Below are 18,408 nucleotides of genomic sequence, written 5' to 3'. Positions count from 1 at the left end.
GGATGTCGCGCCCGCGCCAGCGGAAAGCTGCCAGCGCGCCACCCGTGGCCGGATGGACGTCGGCGCGGCAGTCGCCGTGCGCCAGGGTGAAGGGAGACTGCTGCTTCATTTTCAGCCTCAGCCTTTCAAGCCGCCGGAGGTCAGGCCGCTGACGACCTTTTCCTGGAAGATCACGATCAGCACGACGATCGGCACGATGGCCACCACCAGCGCCGCGGAAATGATCGGCCACGGGAAGGCGAACTCGCCCTGGTACAGCTGGATGCCGACGGGCAGGGTGCGGTAAGCCACGGCCGAATTCATCGACAGCGCCAGCAGGAACTCGTCCCAGGAATTGACGAACGCCAGGATGGCGGCCGTCGCCACGCCAGGCGCGGCCAGCGGCAGCACGATGCGCCACAGGGCGCTGATGCGGGTGCAGCCGTCAAGCATGGCCGCGTTCTCGATATCGCGCGGGATATCCTGGAAAAAACTCACCATCATCAGGGTGCAGATCGGCAGGTTCAGCACCGTGTACGGCAGCACCAGCGCCCAGTAGGAGTTCAGCAAGCCCAGGCTGCGCATGATCTCGAACAGCGGCACCATCAAGGTCACCAGCGGGAACATCGATACGCCGATGATGGCGGTGAGGATCAGGCCGCGGAAGCGCAGGCGCAGACGGGCGATCGCATACGCGGCCAGCGCGCTGATGAAGAGGCTTAGCAGGGTCGACAGGCCGGCCACGATCAGGCTGTTGGTCAGGAACGTCAGCAGCGGCTGGTCCTGGAAGGCCGAGATGAAATTGCCGATGGTCGGTTCGTGCGGCCAGTAGGTGATCGGCTTTTGCGTCAGTTCGCCCTCGGTCTTCAGCGAGGTGAAAAGAATCCACAGGGCGGGGAAGACGCCGTTGAGGATGACGATCGCGGCGGCGAACCAGCGCAGGCGCTTCGATGAAAACAGGCCGCTCATTCTTTGTCTCCTCTTACATATTTCAGGTATACGAACGTGGTGGCCATCGACAGCAGGAACATGAAGACCGCCAGGGTCGAGCCGTAGCCCACGTCCAGGTAGTCCACGGTATTGGACTGGATGTACATGGCCAGGGTCTTGGTTTCATCGCCAGGGCCGGGCATGTTGTACGGAATATCGAAGGACTGGATGGCCGTCAGGGTGCGGAAGATCAGCGCCACCAGCATCGATGGCACCAGCAGCGGCAGGGTCACTTCCGTAAATTGCTTCCACTTGCTGGCGCCGTCCACCTCGGCCGCTTCATACAGCGAGGCGGGGATGGTTTGCAGGCCGGCCAGCAAGATCAGGGCCATGAACGACGAGGTTTTCCAGATGGTCGTGATGCAGATGGCGGCCATCGTCAGCGCGGGCGAATTGAACCAGATCTGCGGTTCCCAGCCCAGGCCGGGGATCAGCAGGTCGATGCGGCGGATGATGTCGTTCACCAGGCCGTATTCGCTGTGGAAGAACCAGGCGAAGATCAGGCCGACGAAGGCCAGCGGCAAAGCCCACGGCAGCAGCAGCGCCAGGCGCACGGGCCAGCGGTATTTGAACGGCATGTTGGCCAGCATGGCCAGGCCCAGGCCCGCCACCAGCGCGCCCGGTACGGTGACGACGGTGATGATGATGGTGTTTTTCAAGGACTTCCAGAACAGGCTGTCTTCCAGCGCCATTTTGTAGTTGTCCAGGCCCACGAAACTGGGCAGGCCGCCGCCGGACAGGCGGATGTCGAAAAAGCTGTTGTAGATCAGTTTGCTGACCGGGTAGGCCACGATCAGCAGTAAAAACAGAATCGCCGGCGTCAGCAGGACCCAGGCCAGCGTGGATTCGCTGGGGTCCGTGATGCGGCTTTTCAGGGTGCGTTGCCTCATGATTTCCTCGTCTCTTGCTATGCGGGTACTGGTGCATCCATGGCCGCCGCTCTTGCTGGCGGCTGGGCGCGATTCAGGCGGACGGCATGCCATCCGCCCTGTCATTTAGCGCAGGATGCGCTTGACCCGGTTTTCGATCTCGGCCACGCCGGCCGCCGGCGTTTTCACGCCCGCCATCACGGCATTCGTATTCACGCGCACGGCTTCCGACACTTCGCTGTAGCGCGGCGTGACGGGGCGCGAGCGGGCGCTTTGCACCACCGGCAGCGCATCGGCGAACCAGCCATTGGCGGCCAGCACTTCCTTGTCCTGGTAGACGGACGGGTAGACGGGCAGGTTCGAGGCCTTGATGGCCAGCTGCTTCGACACTTCCGGGCTCGACAGCCAGCGCACCAGCTTGGCCGATGCTTCCTTGTTCTTCGAGTACGAAGATACGGCCCACTGCCAGCCGCCAATGCACGAGGCCGGCTTGCCGCCCGCCATGGCCGGCAGGCTGACCACGCCGACTTTGTCCTTCACGCTGCTGTCGGCGCCATCCTGGAAGTGGTTCCAGGCATAGCCCCAGTTGACGGCGAACAAGACGTTGCCGGCCTGGAATTCCTTGCGCGTATCGTCGGTGGCCACTTCGGCGATGTTTTTCTTCGCCACGCCCTGGTCGACCAGCTTGCGCCACATGGCCAGGCCCGCTTCAGCCTTGGGCTTGTCCAGGCTCAGCTTGCCGTTGGTGATCAGCTCGCCGCCCTGGCTCCAGTACGGCAGCAAAAAGGTGCAGACGGCGCCTTCGATGGCCTTGCCCTGGAAGCTGATGCCTTGCAATTCCGGATTCTTTTCGCCGGCCTGGATGGTGCGCGCCACGGTGGCCAGCTCATCCCAGGTTTTCGGCGGCGCCAGCTTGTACTTGGCCAGCAAGTCCTTGCGGTAGTAGAGGAACATGGCGTCGGCAAAGGCGGGCAGGGCCACGACCTTGTTGTCGACCATATTCGCCTGCTTGTAGGCGGGCAGGTACTGGCCCATGATCTTGTCGCGGTCGGCGCCCAGGTATTTGTCCAGGCTTTCGATCCAGCCAGCCGAGGCATATTGCGCAGGGCGGATGATGTCGATCAGGAACACGTCCAGGGTCGAGTCGCCGGCCGACAGCACGGTGTTCAGGTATTTCTGCTGCAGTTCCGACGTGGCGCCGCCCGTTTCCAGGTCGATCTTGACGCCGGGATTGGCCGCCATGAACTTGGCGAACAGCTCGCGCATGACTTCGGGGCGTTCCTGGCCGCCGACGAAGACCTTGACGGTTTGCGCATGAACGCTGGTGGCAAGGACGAAGGTGGCGCCGAGCGCCAGGACGAGGGATTTGATACGCATGATGCTTGTCTCCTGTTTTTGGAATGGGTATGTCGCTGGTGCGCGGCTTATCGGGAGGGCAGAACCGCGCCCCCTTGCGGATCGAACAGATGGAATTTCTCCATGTCCAGCTGCACCGTCACTTGCTGCCCTGGCGCCAGGGCGAAGGTGGGCGGCAGGCGCGCTGTCAGCTCGCCGCCTTCGCACTGGAAGATGACCAGGGTTTCCGCGCCCAGCGGCTCGACCACCACGACCGTCGCGGCCAGGGCGGCGCTGGCGCTGCCTGCCGCTTCCAGGGTGATGTCTTCCGGGCGGATGCCGAATTCCACGGCGCGGCCGTCGAGCTTGCCGCACGCGGCCTGGCGTGCTGGCGGCAGGGCCAGGCGGGCTTGGCCCAGGACAATCTCGGCCTGGCCGGCGCCGTTGCGCGCCACCTTGGCGCCAAGGAAGTTCATCGGCGGCGAACCGGTGAAGCCGGCGACGAATTTCGACACGGGTTCGTTGTAGATCTGGTCCGGCGTGCCAACTTGCATGATATTGCCACCCGACAGCACGACGATGCGCTCGGCCAGGGTCATTGCTTCGACCTGGTCATGCGTGACGTAAATGGTGGTGGCGCCGATGCGCTGGTGCAGCTTCTTGATTTCCGTGCGCATTTCCGAGCGCAGCAGGGCGTCCAGGTTCGACAGCGGTTCGTCGAACAGGAACAGCTTGGCCTGGCGCACGATGGCGCGGCCCATGGCCACGCGCTGGCGCTGACCGCCGGACAGGGCGCGCGGCTTGCGGTCGAGCAAGTGGTCGATTTTCAGGATGGTGGCGGCGGCACGCACGCGCTGTTCGATTTCCGCCTTCGGGAACTTGCGCAGCTTCAAGCCAAAGCCCAGGTTGTCGAACACGGACTTGTGCGGATACAGCGCATAGTCCTGGAAGACCATGGCGATGTCGCGCTCGCGCGGCGGCAAGTCGTTGACGACCTGTCCCTCGATGGAGATGGTGCCGCCCGTGATGGACTCGAGCCCCGCGACCATGCGCATGAGGGTGGACTTGCCGCAGCCCGAAGGGCCCACGAAGACGACGAATTCGCCTTGCTTGATTTCCAGGTCGATGCCATGAATGACTTCGACGCCGTTGTCGTACTTCTTGACGACCTTTTCCAGTTTTACACCTGACATGCTTGTCTCCAAAAGATGCGAATGACGCGTCTGAGCGCGCTATGTGCGTTGCAACGGTGCGTTGCAACTGAATGATTAGTAGGCGCCTGTGTCGAGGGCTTTCGCCAGCGATGGTTTCAGTGCCGTGATAAAAGCGTTGGCCTGGCGCATCATCATGCCCATGTCCGAGGCGATGGCTACATAGTCATAGCCGTAATGGATGAAAGTGTGCACCATTTCCGGCGAAGGGCCGACAATGCCGATGGGTTTGCCGATGGCGCGCGCGCGGCGGGCCGCGTCGGCAATCGCCGCCTGCACGTCGGGATGGCCGATATTGCCGATATGGCCCATCGCAGCAGACAGGTCGCCGGGCCCGACGAACAGGGCGTCGACGCCCTCGACGGCGGCGATTTCTTCCAGCTGCGCCAGGGCGGCCGGCGTTTCCAGCTGAATAATCGAGAAGACGGCGCCGTTGGCGCGCGTGGCGTAGTCGGGCACGGTGCCATAGCGGCTGGCGCGGTGCATGGCGGCAAAACCGCGCGTGCCGGGAATGGCCTGGCCCGGCTGCGGATAGCGGGTGGCGGCCACGGCGCTGCGCGCTTCGGTGGCGTTTTCCACGAACGGGAACATCAGGGTTTGCGCGCCGATGTCGAGCGCGCGCTTGATTTGCACCAGGTCGTTCCAGGCCAGGCGCACGACGGGGCAGGCCGGCGTGCCGCCCAGCGCCTGCAGGATCTGGTAGGCGTCCTGGTAGTCGATGGGCACGTGTTCCATGTCCAGCACCAGCCAGTCGAAGCCGGCGCAGCCCATGGCTTCGGCCGTTACGGGCGTGCCGGCCATCAGCCAGCTGCCCAGCGGTACTGCTTTGTCCGCCAGCAGGGCGCGGAAGCGGTTGTCCAGGATATCCATATTTACTTTGTGCTCTCTATATATGTAGGGAAGGCGGCGGCGTCAGAAAATCGGCGGCTCGGGCGTGGCGGCGTTGCCCAGCAAGAAGTCCAGGTCGCAGCCCTGGTCGGCCTGCGTTACGTGCTCCATGTACAGCTTGGTGTAGCCGCGCGCATATTTCTGCGCCGGCGCCTGCCACTCGGCGCGGCGGCGCGCCAGTTCCTCGTCCGGCACATCCATGTTCAGGCTGCGCGCGGCAATGTCGAGTTCGATCATGTCGCCGTTGCGCACCAGGGCCAGCGGGCCGCCCACGGCCGCTTCCGGCGTCACGTGCAGCACGCAGGTGCCGTAGTGGGTGCCGCTCATGCGCGCGTCGGAGATGCGCACCATGTCGCGGATGCCTTGCTGCAGCAGCTTTTTCGGCACGGGCAGATTGCCCCATTCCGGCATGCCGGGCGCGCCGATGGGGCCGCCGTTGCGCAGGATCAGCACCGTGTTTTCATCGATGTCCAGCTCGGGCGCATGGATGTGCGCCAGCATTTCCGCGTTCGAGTCGAACACCAGGGCGCGTCCGCGATGCTTGGCAAATTTCGGATTCGCGGCCGACGGCTTGATGACGGCGCCGCCAGGGCACAGGTTGCCGCGCAGCACGGCCAGCGCGGCGCCGTCGGCCACCGGCTGCGACACCTTGCGGATGACGCTGTCGTCCAGGCAGACGGCGTCGGCGATGTTCTCTCCCAGGCTGCGGCCCGTGACCGTCAAGGCCGTCAAGTCCAGCTGCGGCGCGATTTCCTTGAGCAGGGCCGGCATGCCGCCGGCATAGAAGAAATCTTCCATCAGCTTGTCGCCGGAAGGGAAGAGGTTGGCGATGACCGGTACTTTTTGCGCCATCGCATCCATTTCATCGAGCGACAGGGCCATGCCGGCGCGCCCGGCAATGGCCGTCAGGTGGATGGCCGCATTGGTCGAGCCACCGAGCGCCATATAAGCGGCCACGCCGTTCGACAGCGAAGCGCGGGTGAAGAAGCGCGATGGCTTCAAGTCTTCCCACACCATGCCCACGATGCGCTCGCCGCACTGCGATGCCATGCGCACGTGGTTGGCGTCCATGGCGGGTATGCTGGTGGCGCCCGGCAAGGTAAAGCCCATGGCTTCGACGATGGACGTCATGGTCGATGCCGTGCCCATGGTGTTGCAGGTGCCGGGCGAGCGCGTCATCTTCGCTTCCAGCTTGATCCACTCGGGCTTGGCGATGTCGCCGGCCACGTAATCGTCCCAGAATTTCTTGGTATGCGTGCCCGCGCCCACGCTCTGGCCACGGTAGCGGTCGTTGAGCATGGGGCCGGCAGGGCAGAAGATGGCGGGGATATCCATGCTGATGGCGCCCATCAGCATGCCGGGCGTGGTCTTGTCGCAGCCGCCCAGCAGCACGGCGCCGTCGATGGGCAGGGAGCGCAGCAGTTCTTCCGTTTCCATGGCGAGGAAGTTGCGGTAGATCATGGTGGTAGGCTTGACCATCACTTCGCCCAGCGACATGGCCGGCAGCTCGACGGGGAAGCCGCCGGCCAGCAGGATGCCGCGTTTGACGGCTTCGGCCCGTTCGCGCAGGTGCGAGTGGCACGGCGACAGGTCGCTCCAGGTATTGATGATGGCGATGACGGGGCGCTCGAGGAATTCCTCACGGCGCAAGCCCATCTGCTGCAGACGCTGGCGGTGGGCGAACGAGCGCATGTCGTCTGGGGCCAGCCAGCGCTGGCTGCGCAGGGATTCCAGCGTGCGGCGGGAGGTAGCGGAGCTCAATGTGTGTCCTTTTCATGTGCCTGGCACGCTGCGTATGGCGTTCCAGTGCTGCTGTCTCGGGTCTTGCCTGCTGCCTTTGTTAGCGCTAACATTGCAAGTACAGCGAAATATAATTTGAATCGCACGGGGCTGTCAACAGATTTAATGCAGGGTGCAGGCGCGCAACCGTTACACTATCGGCATGATTTCATTGGTGCTAATTTCCACTGTGAAATTTCTGTGGCACAACCGGCACCCTGTGCGGCGAACTGCGGCGCACCGGCGCCACTTTGGCATCCCCTGTGCGACCGGCCATGGCATGATGCATGGTAATCATCGATTTTTGAGAAGGCAGTACCCATGAACGACCCAGTACGCAAGCGGCGTGGCCTTGGCCGCAGCACCGTGTTCGATGTGGCCAAATTGGCACAGACCTCGGCCATTTCCGTGTCGCGCTATTTCAAGGAACCGGACCGCGTGTCGCAGGAAACGCGCGACCGTATCAAGCGCGCCATCGACCAGCTCGGCTACATCCGCAACGAGGCGGCCGGTGGTCTGGCTTCGACCCAGGGCCGCATCGTGGGCGCCATCGTGCCCAGCGTGTCGAACTCCATCTTCGCGGAAACCATCCAGGGCTTGTCCACCACCTTGTCGCAGCACAATTACCAGTTGCTGCTGGCCACCCACGATTACTCGATCGAGACGGAAGAGAAGGTGGTGCGCGCCTTTCTCGGCTGGTCGCCGCGCGCGCTGGTGCTGACGGGTGCCGACCACAGCGCCGCCACGGAAACCTTGCTGGCAGGCTTGCAGATTCCCGTCATCGAAACGTGGGATATCCGCCCCGAGCGGCCATATCCGCAGATCGGCTTTTCGCATATCGCTACGGGGCGCGACATGACCTTGTATCTGCACGGGCAAGGCTACCGGCGCATTGTGTATGTGGACAGCGGCATCGGCAGCGATTTCCGCGCCCGCAAGCGGGCCCAGGGCTACGAGGAAACCATGCGGCAGCTGGGTTTGCGTGCGGAAATCGTGCAAGCGTCGGTAACGGCGCCGCTCGATGCGGGCGGGCAAGTGTTCAGCGAGCAAATGGCGCGTGCCGAGCGTCCCGACGCCCTGTTTTTTGCCAACGACAACATGGCTGCCGGCGCCATCTATGCAGCGGCTCAGCTCGGCATCCGCATCCCCGAGCAGTGCGCGGTGGCGGGCTTCGGCGACTTCCCATTCTCGGAAAAGCTCATGCCGGCACTGACGACGATCCGCGTGCCGCGCTTTGACATCGGCCGCCTGGCCGCGCAAGCCATCCTGCAGCGCCTGGGCGAAGTGGACGAGGGCGCCGCGCCACCTGCCTTGGCGCCGCTGGCCTACGAGCTGATCGCGCGTGCCAGCGCTTGAGATGCCGAGCCTGCCGCAGATATTGATGAATCATATTTCTATCATCACAACATACAATTGGATAGCGATGCTGCGATGCGGCATCATGCATCTGTCTCCTCTACTTCCTCACAGGAATTAGATTCAGCCCGCTCCCGCAGCGGGCTTTTTTTTGCCCAATTTTAGCGGCGACAGTGCGGCTCCGGTCATGGCCACCTTGCCGTTGCGGTATTGTGCCTGCTTGCACAGCTTCATGGCCTAAGATGGCCTGACTTATTCCTGCCCTTGAAAAGGAGACAAGCTCATGATGCCTTTGTTGCGCGCCGCCCGCATGCTTGTGCTGATGGCGCTCGGTGCCTGTTCGGCGGAAAAGCACGCGTTTGATCGCCACTTGGCCCAGTTGCGCCCCGACACCGTCACTGCGCTGCCCGATATGGGCTGGCCGGCCGGCACGATGCTGTGTCCGCTGTCCCTGTATCAAAGTGCGCTGGCCGGCTCGGCGCCACTTGCGGGCAGGGTCAACGCCTTCCTGAAGAAAAAGCAATTTCTAGGAGGCGAGGACTGGTCGCTCATCGTCGTCAGGCCGCTGCCAGCGGGAGAGGCCGGTATCGAGCAACTGTTTTTCAAGCGTGCAGACTATGACGTACTCAACGATCCGCAACGCATCGGGCGGGATGCGGAGAAAGTGCCAGCGGGCTTTGCGCCGCAGACTTGCGTAACCGTAGAGCAAGCCCGTGTGCTGGTGACGCGCGAGCAAAGAGCGCATCGAAAACTCATCATTTTTGGCACGGCCCTGACGTGATATTGATGAAACGTATTTCTATCATCACAACATACAATTGGATAGCGATGCTGCGATGCGGCATCATGCACCTGTCTCCTCTACTTCCTCACAGGAAATAGATTCAGCCCGCTCCCGCAGCGGGCTTTTTTTTGCCCGTTTTTTGTGACGCAATATCGCGCACGCTTGCTTGCCAAGCTCGCCTTCGTGTTGCTTTTGTGCATGCTAAACTGCGCTTTCCCCAGAATAAGGTTGCACCGATGCTAGAACTCTTCCGCCATACCCTGGAGTCGTCGCCGATCCTGGCCCTGTTCCTTGTCATCGGCGCCGGCTATGCGCTGGGGCGCGTCAGCGTTTTCGGTTTTTCGCTGGGCGTGGGCGGCGTGCTGTTTGCCGGGCTGGCGCTGGGGGCGTTCGCGCCCGGCTCCGTGCCGCCGCCCATGGTCGGCTCCATCGGCTTGCTGCTGTTCCTGTATGGCATCGGCGTGCAGTATGGCGTGCAGTTTTTCGCCGGCTTGCGCGGCGCGGGGCAGAAACACAACCTGATCGCTTTCGTTGCCGTGATGGGCGGCCTGGCCGTATCCATCTGGGGCGGGCAGTGGATCGATATATCGCTGCGCATGGCCAGCGGCGTGTTTGCCGGCGCCATGACCAGCACGGCCGCCCTGCAGGCGGCGCTGGAAGCATCGCATGGCAACCGCGACGCAGCCGTCGGCTATGCCGTCGCGTATCCGTTCGGCGTCGTCGGGCCCATGCTGGGCCTGTACCTGGCCGGACGCATCTTGAAGCCCGTGCTGGCGCCGCCGCCTGCACCGATCATCGTGTCGGAAATCACCATCGACGAAGCCCGGCTGGCGGGCGCTACCTTGTCCGAGCTGGCCGATGGCCCGCTGGCCGGTGTGCAAGTCATTGGCGTGCGACAGGGCCACCAGAACCGCTTGCCCGATCCGTCCATGGTGATCGGCGTGGGCGACGCCGTGATGGTCTCGGGCACGGTCGAAGGCGTGGAAGCGGCGCGCACGGCGCTGGGCCACCTGGACCCGGGCCGCCTGATGAAGGACCGCAGCGATTTCGACGGCAACGAAGTGTTTGTGTCCGACGCGGAAATCGTCGGCGTGCCGCTGGGCGAGCTGAACCTGTCGAAAGACTTTCCCCTGCAAATTGCGTTTATCCGCCGTGGCGATGCCATGATCTTGCCGCACCCCTATCTGACGCTGGAGTTTGGCGACCGGGTGATGGCCATTGCGCCGGCGAAACACGCGGCCGACGTGCGCAAACTGTTCGGCAACTCCATCACGGCCACGGCCGAGTTCAGCTATGTCTCGCTGGGCATGGGCATGGTATTGGGCGTGCTGCTGGGCCTGGTGCCGATCCCCTTGCCGTGGATAGGCTCGTTCAGCCTGGGCCTGGCTGGCGGGCCGCTGGTGATGGCGCTGATCCTCGGACGTCTGGGCAGAATAGGCAAGGTCAGCTGGCGCCTGCCGCTGTCGGCCAACCTGGTCATGCGCAACTATGGCTTGACGATCTTCCTTGCCTCGGTCGGCATGGCGTCCGGCTTGCCGTTCGTGCAGCAGGTCGGCGCCGATGGCTTGCCCATGCTGGCGCTGGGCGCCGTGACGGTGCTGGTGGTGGTGGCCCTCGTGGTGATCCTGGGCAAGGTCTTCCTGCGCCTGCCATTCCCCGAATTGCTGGGCATCGCGGCCGGCGCCACGGGCAACCCCGCCGTGCTGGTGTTCGCCAATCGCCTGGCCAAGTCGGACCGTCCGAACCTGGGCTACGCCATGATTTTCCCCAGCATGACCATCGTCAAGATCGTTGCCGTGCAGGTGCTGCTGCACTTGTATGGCTGATGGCAGCCAGCGTCAATCTTTTGCAGCGCCAGGCTGCTTGTTGGCTTCCATAAAGCGGATGCCAAACGACAGCAGCAAGGCGGCCGCAGCGCATCCTGCGGCAAGCCACAGGTTGGCCGAGAGGCCCAGCCTGTCCACGGCCTGGCCGCCGGTCCACGCGCCGAGCGCAATGCCGATATTGAAGACGCCCACATACAGCGCGGCGACGATCTCCACGGCGCCGGGCGCCGCCTTCATCATCAGGGTCATCAGGCCGACCGATACGCCGCCGTAGGCCAGTCCCCAGGCCAGCAACACCATGCCGCCGCCGATGCCCGAGTCGCCGACGGCCAGGAACAGCAGCGGCGTGAGCAGCAGGCCGCCCGAGATGGCGATGATGGTAGTCGCCGTGCGCCGCACGGCCATGACACCGGCCAGGAAGTTTCCAATGATGCCAGCGAAGCCATAGGCAAACAGCAGTGCGCCCAGCCATTGCGTATCAAATCCCGACATGGACAGCAGTAGCGGGCGCACGAAGGTAAAGGCCATGAAATGGCTGGTTACCAGCAACAGGGTCAGAAGCAGCCCCGCTTGCAACTGCCTGTTGCGCAGCTGCTTGCCGAATTGGCGCAAGGTCGCCGCAGCGGCAGCGGGCAGGGCGGGAATGACGGCCAGGTGCAGCGCCAGTACCAGGCCGCTGAACAGCGCCATGACGCCGAAAGCCCAGCGCCATCCTGCGAGGTCGCCGATTTGTGCGTCTAGCGGCACGCCCAGCACGGAAGCGGCCGCCACGCCGCCGAAGATGACCGACGTTGCCAGGCCAACCGAGCGGGCAGGAACCAGCCGGGAAGCGAGGCCGCCGGCGATGGCCCAGATGCCACCCATGCAGAAACCGACGAGAATACGCGCCGCCAGCATCCACGCCATGTTTCGCGCCAGGGCCGAGGCAATGTTCGCGATCACGAGGAGTGTCAGCAAACCACAGAGTATCTTGCGCCGGTCCAGGCTGCCCGATGCGACCACGACCAGCGGCGCGAACATGGCCGCTAATAGTGCTGGCAGCGAGATCATCAGGCCGGCCGTTCCCGTGGAGGTGTCCAGGGTGTTGGCAATCGGCGTCAACAGGCCGACCGGCAGCATTTCCGTCGTCACGACGGAAAAGGTGGCCATGCCGACAGCGGCGACCGCCAGCCACGGGTGGCGGCCAGAAGTTTCTGCGGCAGCGCAGGGAGACGTACTCATGGTTCATATCCTTCATTGATGATGCGTGAAACGGTGTGTGCTCTTCTTGCAATAGAGACACGTCGCAGCGATAATACATACATCGCGTATGAATAGTATATATTCATACGCACTGCATGTAAATAATCATACGCTACGTATGTGAGGAGAAAGCAATGGTTCGCCGTACCCGTGCCGAAATGGAAGAAACCCGCGCATCGTTGCTGGCCACGGCCCGCAAAGTGTTCAGCGAGCGCGGTTATGCCGACACGTCCATGGACGACCTTACCGCCCAGGCAGGGCTGACGCGGGGTGCCCTGTACCATCATTTCGGCGACAAGAAGGGCTTGCTGCTGGCGGTGGTGGAACAGATCGACGCGGAAATGGATGGCCGCCTGCAAGCCATCTCCGACAGCGCCGCAGACCTGTGGGAAGGCTTTCGCAGCCGCTGCCGTGCCTATCTGGAGATGGCCCTGGAACCGGAAATTCAGCGCATCGTCTTGCGCGATGCGAGGGCGGTCCTGGGTGGCGCCTCACCGGACTCGCAGCGCCATTGCCTCGAGTCGATGCAAGGGCTGATCCAGGAACTGATTCAACAGGGCATCGTGGCCGACGCTTGCCCACAGGCACTGGCTTCGCTGATCTACGGCAGTCTGGCGGAAGCGGCATTCTGGATCGCCGACGGCGACGAAGGCAATGCGCGCTTGATAAAAGGAACCGCTGCATTGGAATTGCTGCTACGGGGGCTGTTGCTTAAAGGTAGTTGCGAAAAGTGCTCATCTCGCCAGTAGCGGAAATGCCTGGAGACGTGGATGACGATATTGAGCAGAGTGGGAAATGGCGATAGAAGCTTATACTGACACGGAGGAAACTATGCAAGTCACGCGTATCGTTGCAAATTTCCCGGCGTCGGATCCTGGCCTGGCGCGGAAGTTTTACGAGGACGTGCTGGGGCTGAGCCTGGTGATGGACCACGGCTGGATCATGACGTATGGTTCGCAAGCCGAGATGAGCGTTCAAGTGAGCTTTGCGACGCAAGGCGGCTCGAACACTGCCGTGCCCGACCTTTCCATTGAAGTCGATGACGTGGATGCCGCATTGGAACGCATGTCCAGCGCAGGGTTTCCCATTGAATATGGCCCTGCCGATGAACCTTGGGGTGTCCGGCGGTTTTTCGTGCGCGACCCGTTCGGCAAGCTCATCAATATCCTGTCGCACACATAGACGCGGTGCTACGCCAGCCAGCCGATTGCACCGACTTCCCTTGCGCGCCAGCCTTTGTAAAACCGCTGGCGCCACTCCCATTCTGTTGTACAATCCTTGAGAACGGTCGTGCTTTTTTGTGCGCTGAGCTTCCTTGCGTGCAGGCATCACGGCAACTCATAAGAACAGGGGAGACAGACATGGATTTACAGTACACGGCCGAGGAGAACGCTTTTCGCGACTCCGTGCGGGCCTTTCTCGACAGCCATCTGCCGGCAGACTTGCAGCGCAAGGTGCGCCAGCATCTGCGCCTGAACCGCGATGATTACGTGCGCTGGCACAAGATTGTGGCAAAGCAGGGCTGGGCCGCGCCGGCCTGGCCTGTGGAATATGGCGGCACGGGCTGGACGTCCGTGCAGCGCCACATATGGGAAGACGAGTGCGCGCGCGCCGCCACGCCGCCCATCCTGCCATTCGGCGTCAATATGGTGGCGCCCGTCATCATGGCCTTCGCCAACGCCGAACAAAAAGCATACTACTTGCCGCGCATCCTGAACTGCGACGACTGGTGGTGCCAGGGATATTCGGAGCCGGGCGCCGGTTCCGACCTGGCCTCGCTGAAGACCACGGCCGAGCGCGATGGCGACCATTACGTGGTCAACGGCCAGAAAACCTGGACCACCCTCGGCCAGCACGCGGACATGATCTTTTGCCTGGTGCGCACCGATAGCACGGTGCGCAAGCAGGAGGGCATCAGTTTCTTGCTGATCGACATGAAAACGCCGGGCATCACCGTGCGTCCCATCATCATGCTCGATGAAGAGCATGAAGTGAACGAAGTCTTCTTCGACAATGTGCGCGTGCCCGTCAGCAATCTGGTGGGCCAGGAAAACAAGGGTTGGACCTACGCCAAATATCTGCTGGGGCACGAACGCACGGGCATCGCCGCCGTCGGCCGCTCCAAGCGCGAACTGACTTTCCTCAAACAGCTGGCCATGCAAAAAGCCAAGCGCGGTGCGCCGCTGCTGCACGATTCCGCCTTTGCTGCGAAAGTGGCGCATCTGGAAATCGAATTGATGGCGCTGGAAATGACGGTCTTGCGCGTCATCAGCGAAGAAGGCAAGGGGCCTGGGCCGCAGGCGTCGATGCTGAAAGTGCGCGGCTCGGAGCTGCAGCAGCAGCTGACGGAACTGATGGTGGAAGCCATCGGCCCGCAAGCCTTGCCGTTTGATCCCGACTTCCTCGATGGCGGCGCGCCGCACAGCGCCGGTGGCGACGACCTGGCCGCGCCGCTGGCCGCGTATTACTTCAATTACCGCAAGACATCGATCTATGGCGGCTCGAATGAAATCCAGAAAAACATCATCACGCAGATGATCCTGGGCCTGTAAGCCAGAAGGAGACGACATGGACTTCCATTTTAATCAGGAACAGCAGCAATTCGCCGACGCGCTCAGGCGCTGGGTCGACAAGGATTACCGCTTTGAAACGCGGCAAAAGATCATCCATTCGGCCACGGGCACGTCCGATGTGGCCTGGGCCACCCTGGCCGAGCTGGGCATGACGGCCTTGCCGCTGCCTGCCGGCGCGGGCGGCTTCGACGGCACGGCCGTGGACATGCTGCTGGTGATGCAGGAACTGGGCCGTGGCCTGGTGGTGGAACCCTACCTGGCCACCGTGCTGGGCGCGCGCTTCCTGAGCCTGGCCGGCGGCCACGACAGCGTGCTGGAACAGGTGGCCAGCGGCAGCCTGAAGCTGGCCTGCGCACTCGGTGAACGCCAGTCGCGCCACGACATGCACGACATCGCCACGACCGCTACCGCCAGTGGCGACGGCTTCGTGCTGGACGGCGAGAAAACCGTCGTCATCCACGGCGCGCAGGCGGGCGCGCTGATCGTCTCGGCCCGCAGCGGCGGCGGCCAGAGCGATACGGATGGCATTTCGCTGTTCCTCGTGCCCAGCGACGCGCCCGGCGTTAGCGTGCGCGACTACCGTACCATCGACGGCCAGCGCGCCGCCAGCGTGACCCTCGTGCAAGTGGTGCTGGGGCATGATGCGCTGATTGGCCAAGCGGGGCAGGGCTGGCCCCTGCTGGACGCGGCCGTCGATTATGGCGCCGCCTTGCTGTGCGCGGAAGCCGTGGGCGCCATGGATGCCATCTTCGCCGCCACCCTCGACTACCTGAAAACGCGCCAGCAGTTCGGCGCGCCGATCGGCAAGTTCCAGGCCTTGCAGCACCGCATGGCCGACATGTTCATTCACCTGGAGCAAGCGCGCTCGATGGCCATGCTGGCCGCCGCCAAGGCCGACAGCGAGGATGCGGCGGAGCGGCGCCGCACGGTCTCCGCCGCCAAGGCAAGAGTGGGACTGGCCGCCACCTTTGTCGGCCAGCAAGCCGTGCAATTGCATGGCGGCATGGGCGTGACCGATGAATTGCCCGCCGCCCACCATTTCAAGCGCCTCTCGATGATCGCCCTGACCCTGGGCGACGTGGAACACCATATCGAGCGCTTTATCGCCCAGCCGGGCTTCTTGCCGACGGAGACCGCATGACCGTATTGACTGAAGTTAAACCAAAACACTGGTATTTTGAAGACTTTACGCAGGGCCTGGAAATCGACCTGGGCCAGCGCCACGTGACGGAGGCGGAAATCATCGCCTTCGCCACGGATTTCGACCCGCAACCGTTCCACGTTGACCATGCGGCCGCTGAAAAGACCATTTTCAAGGGCGTCATCGCCAGCGGCTGGCATACCTGCGGCATGATGATGCGCCTGGTGGTGGATAACTTGCTCAAGCATTCATCCAGCATGGGTTCGCCCGGCCTGGACAGCATCCGCTGGCTCAAACCCGTGCGCGCGGGCGACACCTTGCAGCTCACTTACCAGGTCAAGGAAGTGCGTCCGTCCAGCAGCAAGCCGGACCGCGGCATCGTCATTTCCGTGTGGAGCGTGCGCAACCAGCACGGCGAAGTCGTCACTACAGTGGAGGGCATGGGCATGTTCGGCCGCCGTCCTGCCGGAGAGCAGCATGCGTGATATCGCCGGCATCGCCGGTTTCCAGGCCCTGGCGGGGCAACACGTGGCCGTCTCCGACTGGCTCACCATCACCCAGCAACGCATCGATACGTTTGCCGACGCCACCGACGACCATCAGTGGATCCACATCGACGCGCAGCGCTGCGCGCGCGAGTCGCCGTATGGCTGCACCGTGGCGCACGGTTTCCTGACCTTATCGCTGCTGCCGGCCATGTTGGCCGGCGCCCTGCACATGGCCGGCATCCGCATGGCCATCAACTATGGCCTGAACAAGGTGCGTTTCCCCGCGCCCGTGCCTGTCGGCAGCCGCCTGCGCGCGCGCCTCGACATCCTGTCCGTGGACGACTTGCCGGAAGGCGCGCAAGTGAACTGGGCCGTCACCATGGAGCGCGAAGGCGACCCGAAACCCGTGTGCGTAGCGGAGTTTTTGATGCGGTGTTATCCGTAAGCGGCGGATTGAGTAGGTCGGCTTAGCCCGCAGGGCGTAAGCCGACAGGTTGCGCACTGTGCTGCGGCCTGCAGGCAGTTGTGCGCCTTTGCGCATGCGTCAGGTGTACGCTGGTGGCGCGCCGGCGGTTTTCCGGCGAAGGAGTTGATGATGTCTAACAACGCAAGCAGCGGAAAGAGCGGCGCCGGCAAGGGCGTCAAGGGCAGTGGTGCTACGGGCAGAGGTACTGGCCCGGGCAATGCGGGCGGCTGGCCCAGTACGACGGGGCAGCCCTCCGGTGGCAAGCGGTCCAACGCCCCGCCCGCAAAGAGCCGATAGCCTGCCCCCTCACTCCCCCTCCGACGCGCAATATTTATCGCGCCCCGTATGCTTGGCGCGGTACAGCAGCGCGTCGGCGGCGCGGATCAGGGTGCTGGCGTCCATGCCTTCCGTGGGCATCACGCTGGCCATGCCCAGGCTGACGGTGACGTACGGTCCGACGCTCGATCTGGCGTGCGGGATGTGCAGCGCGCGCACTTCGTCGAGGATGCGCTGGGCCACCACCTCGGCGCCGTCGCGCGTTTCCTGCGGCAACAGCACGATGAATTCCTCGCCGCCGTAGCGCGCCAGCAGGTCGGGCGGGCGCACGGCGCAGCGGCGCATGGCGGCGCTCACCTGCTGCAGGCACAGGTCGCCTGCCTGGTGGCCATACGTATCGTTGTAATCCTTGAAGTGGTCGATGTCGGCCATGATGACAGCCATGGCCACGCCATCGCGGGCGCAGCGCCGCCATTCGCTTTCCATGGTGTCGTTGAAGCTGCGCCGGTTGGCCACGCCCGTGAGTGAATCGGTCAGCGACAGTTCGCGCATGGCGTCGGCCTGGCGCTTGATGGTCAGCTGGCTGCGCACGCGGGCGCGCACCACGGCCGCGTTGAACGGCTTGGTGATGAAGTCGACGGCGCCCGCTTCCAGCGCCCGCGTCTCGTCCTCGGGCTGGTTCAGGGCCGTGACGAAAATCACGGGAATGGCGCTCAGAACTGCCGATTCGCGCAGCGCATTGCATACGGCGTAGCCATCCATGCCTGGCATGACGGCATCGAGCAGGATCAGGTCCGGCAGTTGATTGTGCGCGATCTCCAGCGCCTTTTCGCCGCTCAGGGCGAACAGCACGTCGTGCTCCTCGCGCAGCAGCTGGTGCAGTATCTGGATATTTTCCATGGCGTCATCGACGATGAGGATGCGCCCGTTCATGGCAAGGTTGGTCCAGCTCACTTGTTTTCCTCTCGTTTCAGCTGATCGAGCACGAGTCTTTCCGCATCGGAAAAATTCAACGTCTCGATCGCGTTTGCCATCGCCAGAGCAGCTTCGCGGTCTGACTGTTCAATTGCGGGATGCAGGGCGTGGAACTGGGCCAGCGCCTTGAGGTTGTTATTGCGGATCAATACCAGCAGCTGGGTCAGGCCGGCGCGCAAGTCGACCGCCTGCGTGCCGGGCGCGGCCGGCGCCGCGTGGCTGCGCGGCAG

The 18,408-nt window shown here is 63.4% G+C and carries 18 protein-coding genes; 9 read left to right on the top strand and 9 right to left on the bottom strand.

The features are described 5' to 3' along the window. Window positions 1-117 precede the first annotated feature (117 nt). The 6 genes from JaAD80_RS24550 to araD form a co-directional block, all read right to left on the bottom strand. Window positions 118-948 (bottom strand): carbohydrate ABC transporter permease, encoded by an 831-nt coding sequence (locus tag JaAD80_RS24550; protein WP_102298452.1) that lies wholly within the window; start codon window positions 946-948, stop codon window positions 118-120. Continuing rightward, complete coding sequence (locus tag JaAD80_RS24545) at window positions 945-1,859, bottom strand: carbohydrate ABC transporter permease (protein ID WP_102298450.1); 915 nt, start codon at window positions 1,857-1,859, stop codon at window positions 945-947. The genes JaAD80_RS24550 and JaAD80_RS24545 overlap by 4 nt, the downstream gene beginning before the upstream one ends. Before the next feature lie 105 nt (window positions 1,860-1,964). Then, a complete protein-coding gene (locus JaAD80_RS24540; RefSeq protein WP_102298448.1) occupies window positions 1,965-3,215 on the bottom strand; it encodes an ABC transporter substrate-binding protein in 1,251 nt (416 codons plus the stop codon). Between the two features lie 47 nt (window positions 3,216-3,262). Next, the gene (locus JaAD80_RS24535) at window positions 3,263-4,366 is read right to left on the bottom strand and encodes an ABC transporter ATP-binding protein (RefSeq protein WP_102298446.1); all 1,104 of its coding nucleotides are present in this window, start codon (window positions 4,364-4,366) and stop codon (window positions 3,263-3,265) included. Window positions 4,367-4,441: 75 nt separating this feature from the next. Then, on the bottom strand, window positions 4,442-5,254 hold the full coding sequence (locus JaAD80_RS24530) for an HpcH/HpaI aldolase/citrate lyase family protein (protein ID WP_102298444.1): 813 nt from the start codon (window positions 5,252-5,254) through the stop codon (window positions 4,442-4,444). A gap of 42 nt (window positions 5,255-5,296) precedes the next feature. Beyond that, window positions 5,297-6,964, bottom strand: a complete 1,668-nt coding sequence (araD, locus tag JaAD80_RS24525) for an L-arabinonate dehydratase (RefSeq protein ID WP_374755273.1) — start codon at window positions 6,962-6,964, stop codon at window positions 5,297-5,299. A 408-nt stretch (window positions 6,965-7,372) separates the two neighbouring features. On the opposite strand from araD, the gene JaAD80_RS24520 reads away from it, so the two are divergent. From JaAD80_RS24520 to JaAD80_RS24510, 3 genes are all read left to right on the top strand, one after another. Further along, complete coding sequence (locus JaAD80_RS24520) at window positions 7,373-8,407, top strand: LacI family DNA-binding transcriptional regulator (protein ID WP_102298441.1); 1,035 nt, start codon at window positions 7,373-7,375, stop codon at window positions 8,405-8,407. 283 nt (window positions 8,408-8,690) lie between these two features. Beyond that, a complete protein-coding gene (locus JaAD80_RS24515) occupies window positions 8,691-9,188 on the top strand; it encodes a hypothetical protein (protein ID WP_102298439.1) in 498 nt (165 codons plus the stop codon). A 239-nt stretch (window positions 9,189-9,427) separates the two neighbouring features. Continuing rightward, on the top strand, window positions 9,428-11,017 hold the full coding sequence (locus JaAD80_RS24510; RefSeq protein ID WP_102298437.1) for an aspartate:alanine exchanger family transporter: 1,590 nt from the start codon (window positions 9,428-9,430) through the stop codon (window positions 11,015-11,017). 12 nt (window positions 11,018-11,029) lie between these two features. On the opposite strand, the gene JaAD80_RS24505 is transcribed toward JaAD80_RS24510, so the two are convergent. Further along, a complete protein-coding gene (locus JaAD80_RS24505; RefSeq protein ID WP_102298435.1) occupies window positions 11,030-12,238 on the bottom strand; it encodes an MFS transporter in 1,209 nt (402 codons plus the stop codon). Window positions 12,239-12,393: 155 nt separating this feature from the next. On the opposite strand from JaAD80_RS24505, the gene JaAD80_RS24500 reads away from it, so the two are divergent. From JaAD80_RS24500 to JaAD80_RS24475, 6 genes are all read left to right on the top strand, one after another. Beyond that, on the top strand, window positions 12,394-13,008 hold the full coding sequence (locus JaAD80_RS24500) for a TetR/AcrR family transcriptional regulator (RefSeq protein ID WP_102298434.1): 615 nt from the start codon (window positions 12,394-12,396) through the stop codon (window positions 13,006-13,008). 82 nt (window positions 13,009-13,090) lie between these two features. Then, window positions 13,091-13,441, top strand: coding sequence for a VOC family protein (locus tag JaAD80_RS24495; protein ID WP_102298432.1), 351 nt, complete (start codon window positions 13,091-13,093; stop codon window positions 13,439-13,441). A gap of 179 nt (window positions 13,442-13,620) precedes the next feature. Next, complete coding sequence (locus tag JaAD80_RS24490) at window positions 13,621-14,811, top strand: acyl-CoA dehydrogenase family protein (RefSeq protein WP_102298431.1); 1,191 nt, start codon at window positions 13,621-13,623, stop codon at window positions 14,809-14,811. 16 nt (window positions 14,812-14,827) lie between these two features. Continuing rightward, a complete protein-coding gene (locus JaAD80_RS24485; RefSeq protein ID WP_102298429.1) occupies window positions 14,828-15,973 on the top strand; it encodes an acyl-CoA dehydrogenase family protein in 1,146 nt (381 codons plus the stop codon). Further along, a complete protein-coding gene (locus JaAD80_RS24480; protein ID WP_102298427.1) occupies window positions 15,970-16,458 on the top strand; it encodes a MaoC family dehydratase in 489 nt (162 codons plus the stop codon). Before JaAD80_RS24485 ends, JaAD80_RS24480 begins: the two co-directional genes overlap by 4 nt. Further along, a complete protein-coding gene (locus tag JaAD80_RS24475) occupies window positions 16,451-16,906 on the top strand; it encodes a MaoC family dehydratase (RefSeq protein ID WP_102298426.1) in 456 nt (151 codons plus the stop codon). Before JaAD80_RS24480 ends, JaAD80_RS24475 begins: the two co-directional genes overlap by 8 nt. Window positions 16,907-17,233: 327 nt before the next feature. Here the strand turns inward: JaAD80_RS24475 and JaAD80_RS24470 are convergent, their stop codons facing one another. Then, a complete protein-coding gene (locus tag JaAD80_RS24470; RefSeq protein ID WP_102298425.1) occupies window positions 17,234-18,157 on the bottom strand; it encodes a diguanylate cyclase domain-containing protein in 924 nt (307 codons plus the stop codon). Further along, on the bottom strand, window positions 18,154-18,408 hold a 255-nt coding region (locus tag JaAD80_RS30905; RefSeq protein WP_180979572.1), incomplete at its 5' end, for a hypothetical protein. The genes JaAD80_RS24470 and JaAD80_RS30905, both read right to left, overlap by 4 nt.

Origin of the sequence: Janthinobacterium sp. AD80 (assembly GCF_002878455.1) — a bacterium.
Classification (GTDB): Bacteria; Pseudomonadota; Gammaproteobacteria; order Burkholderiales; family Burkholderiaceae_D; genus Janthinobacterium.
The sequence above is the reverse complement of the archived record's forward strand: the minus strand, read 5'-3'. Positions and strand labels throughout refer to the sequence as shown.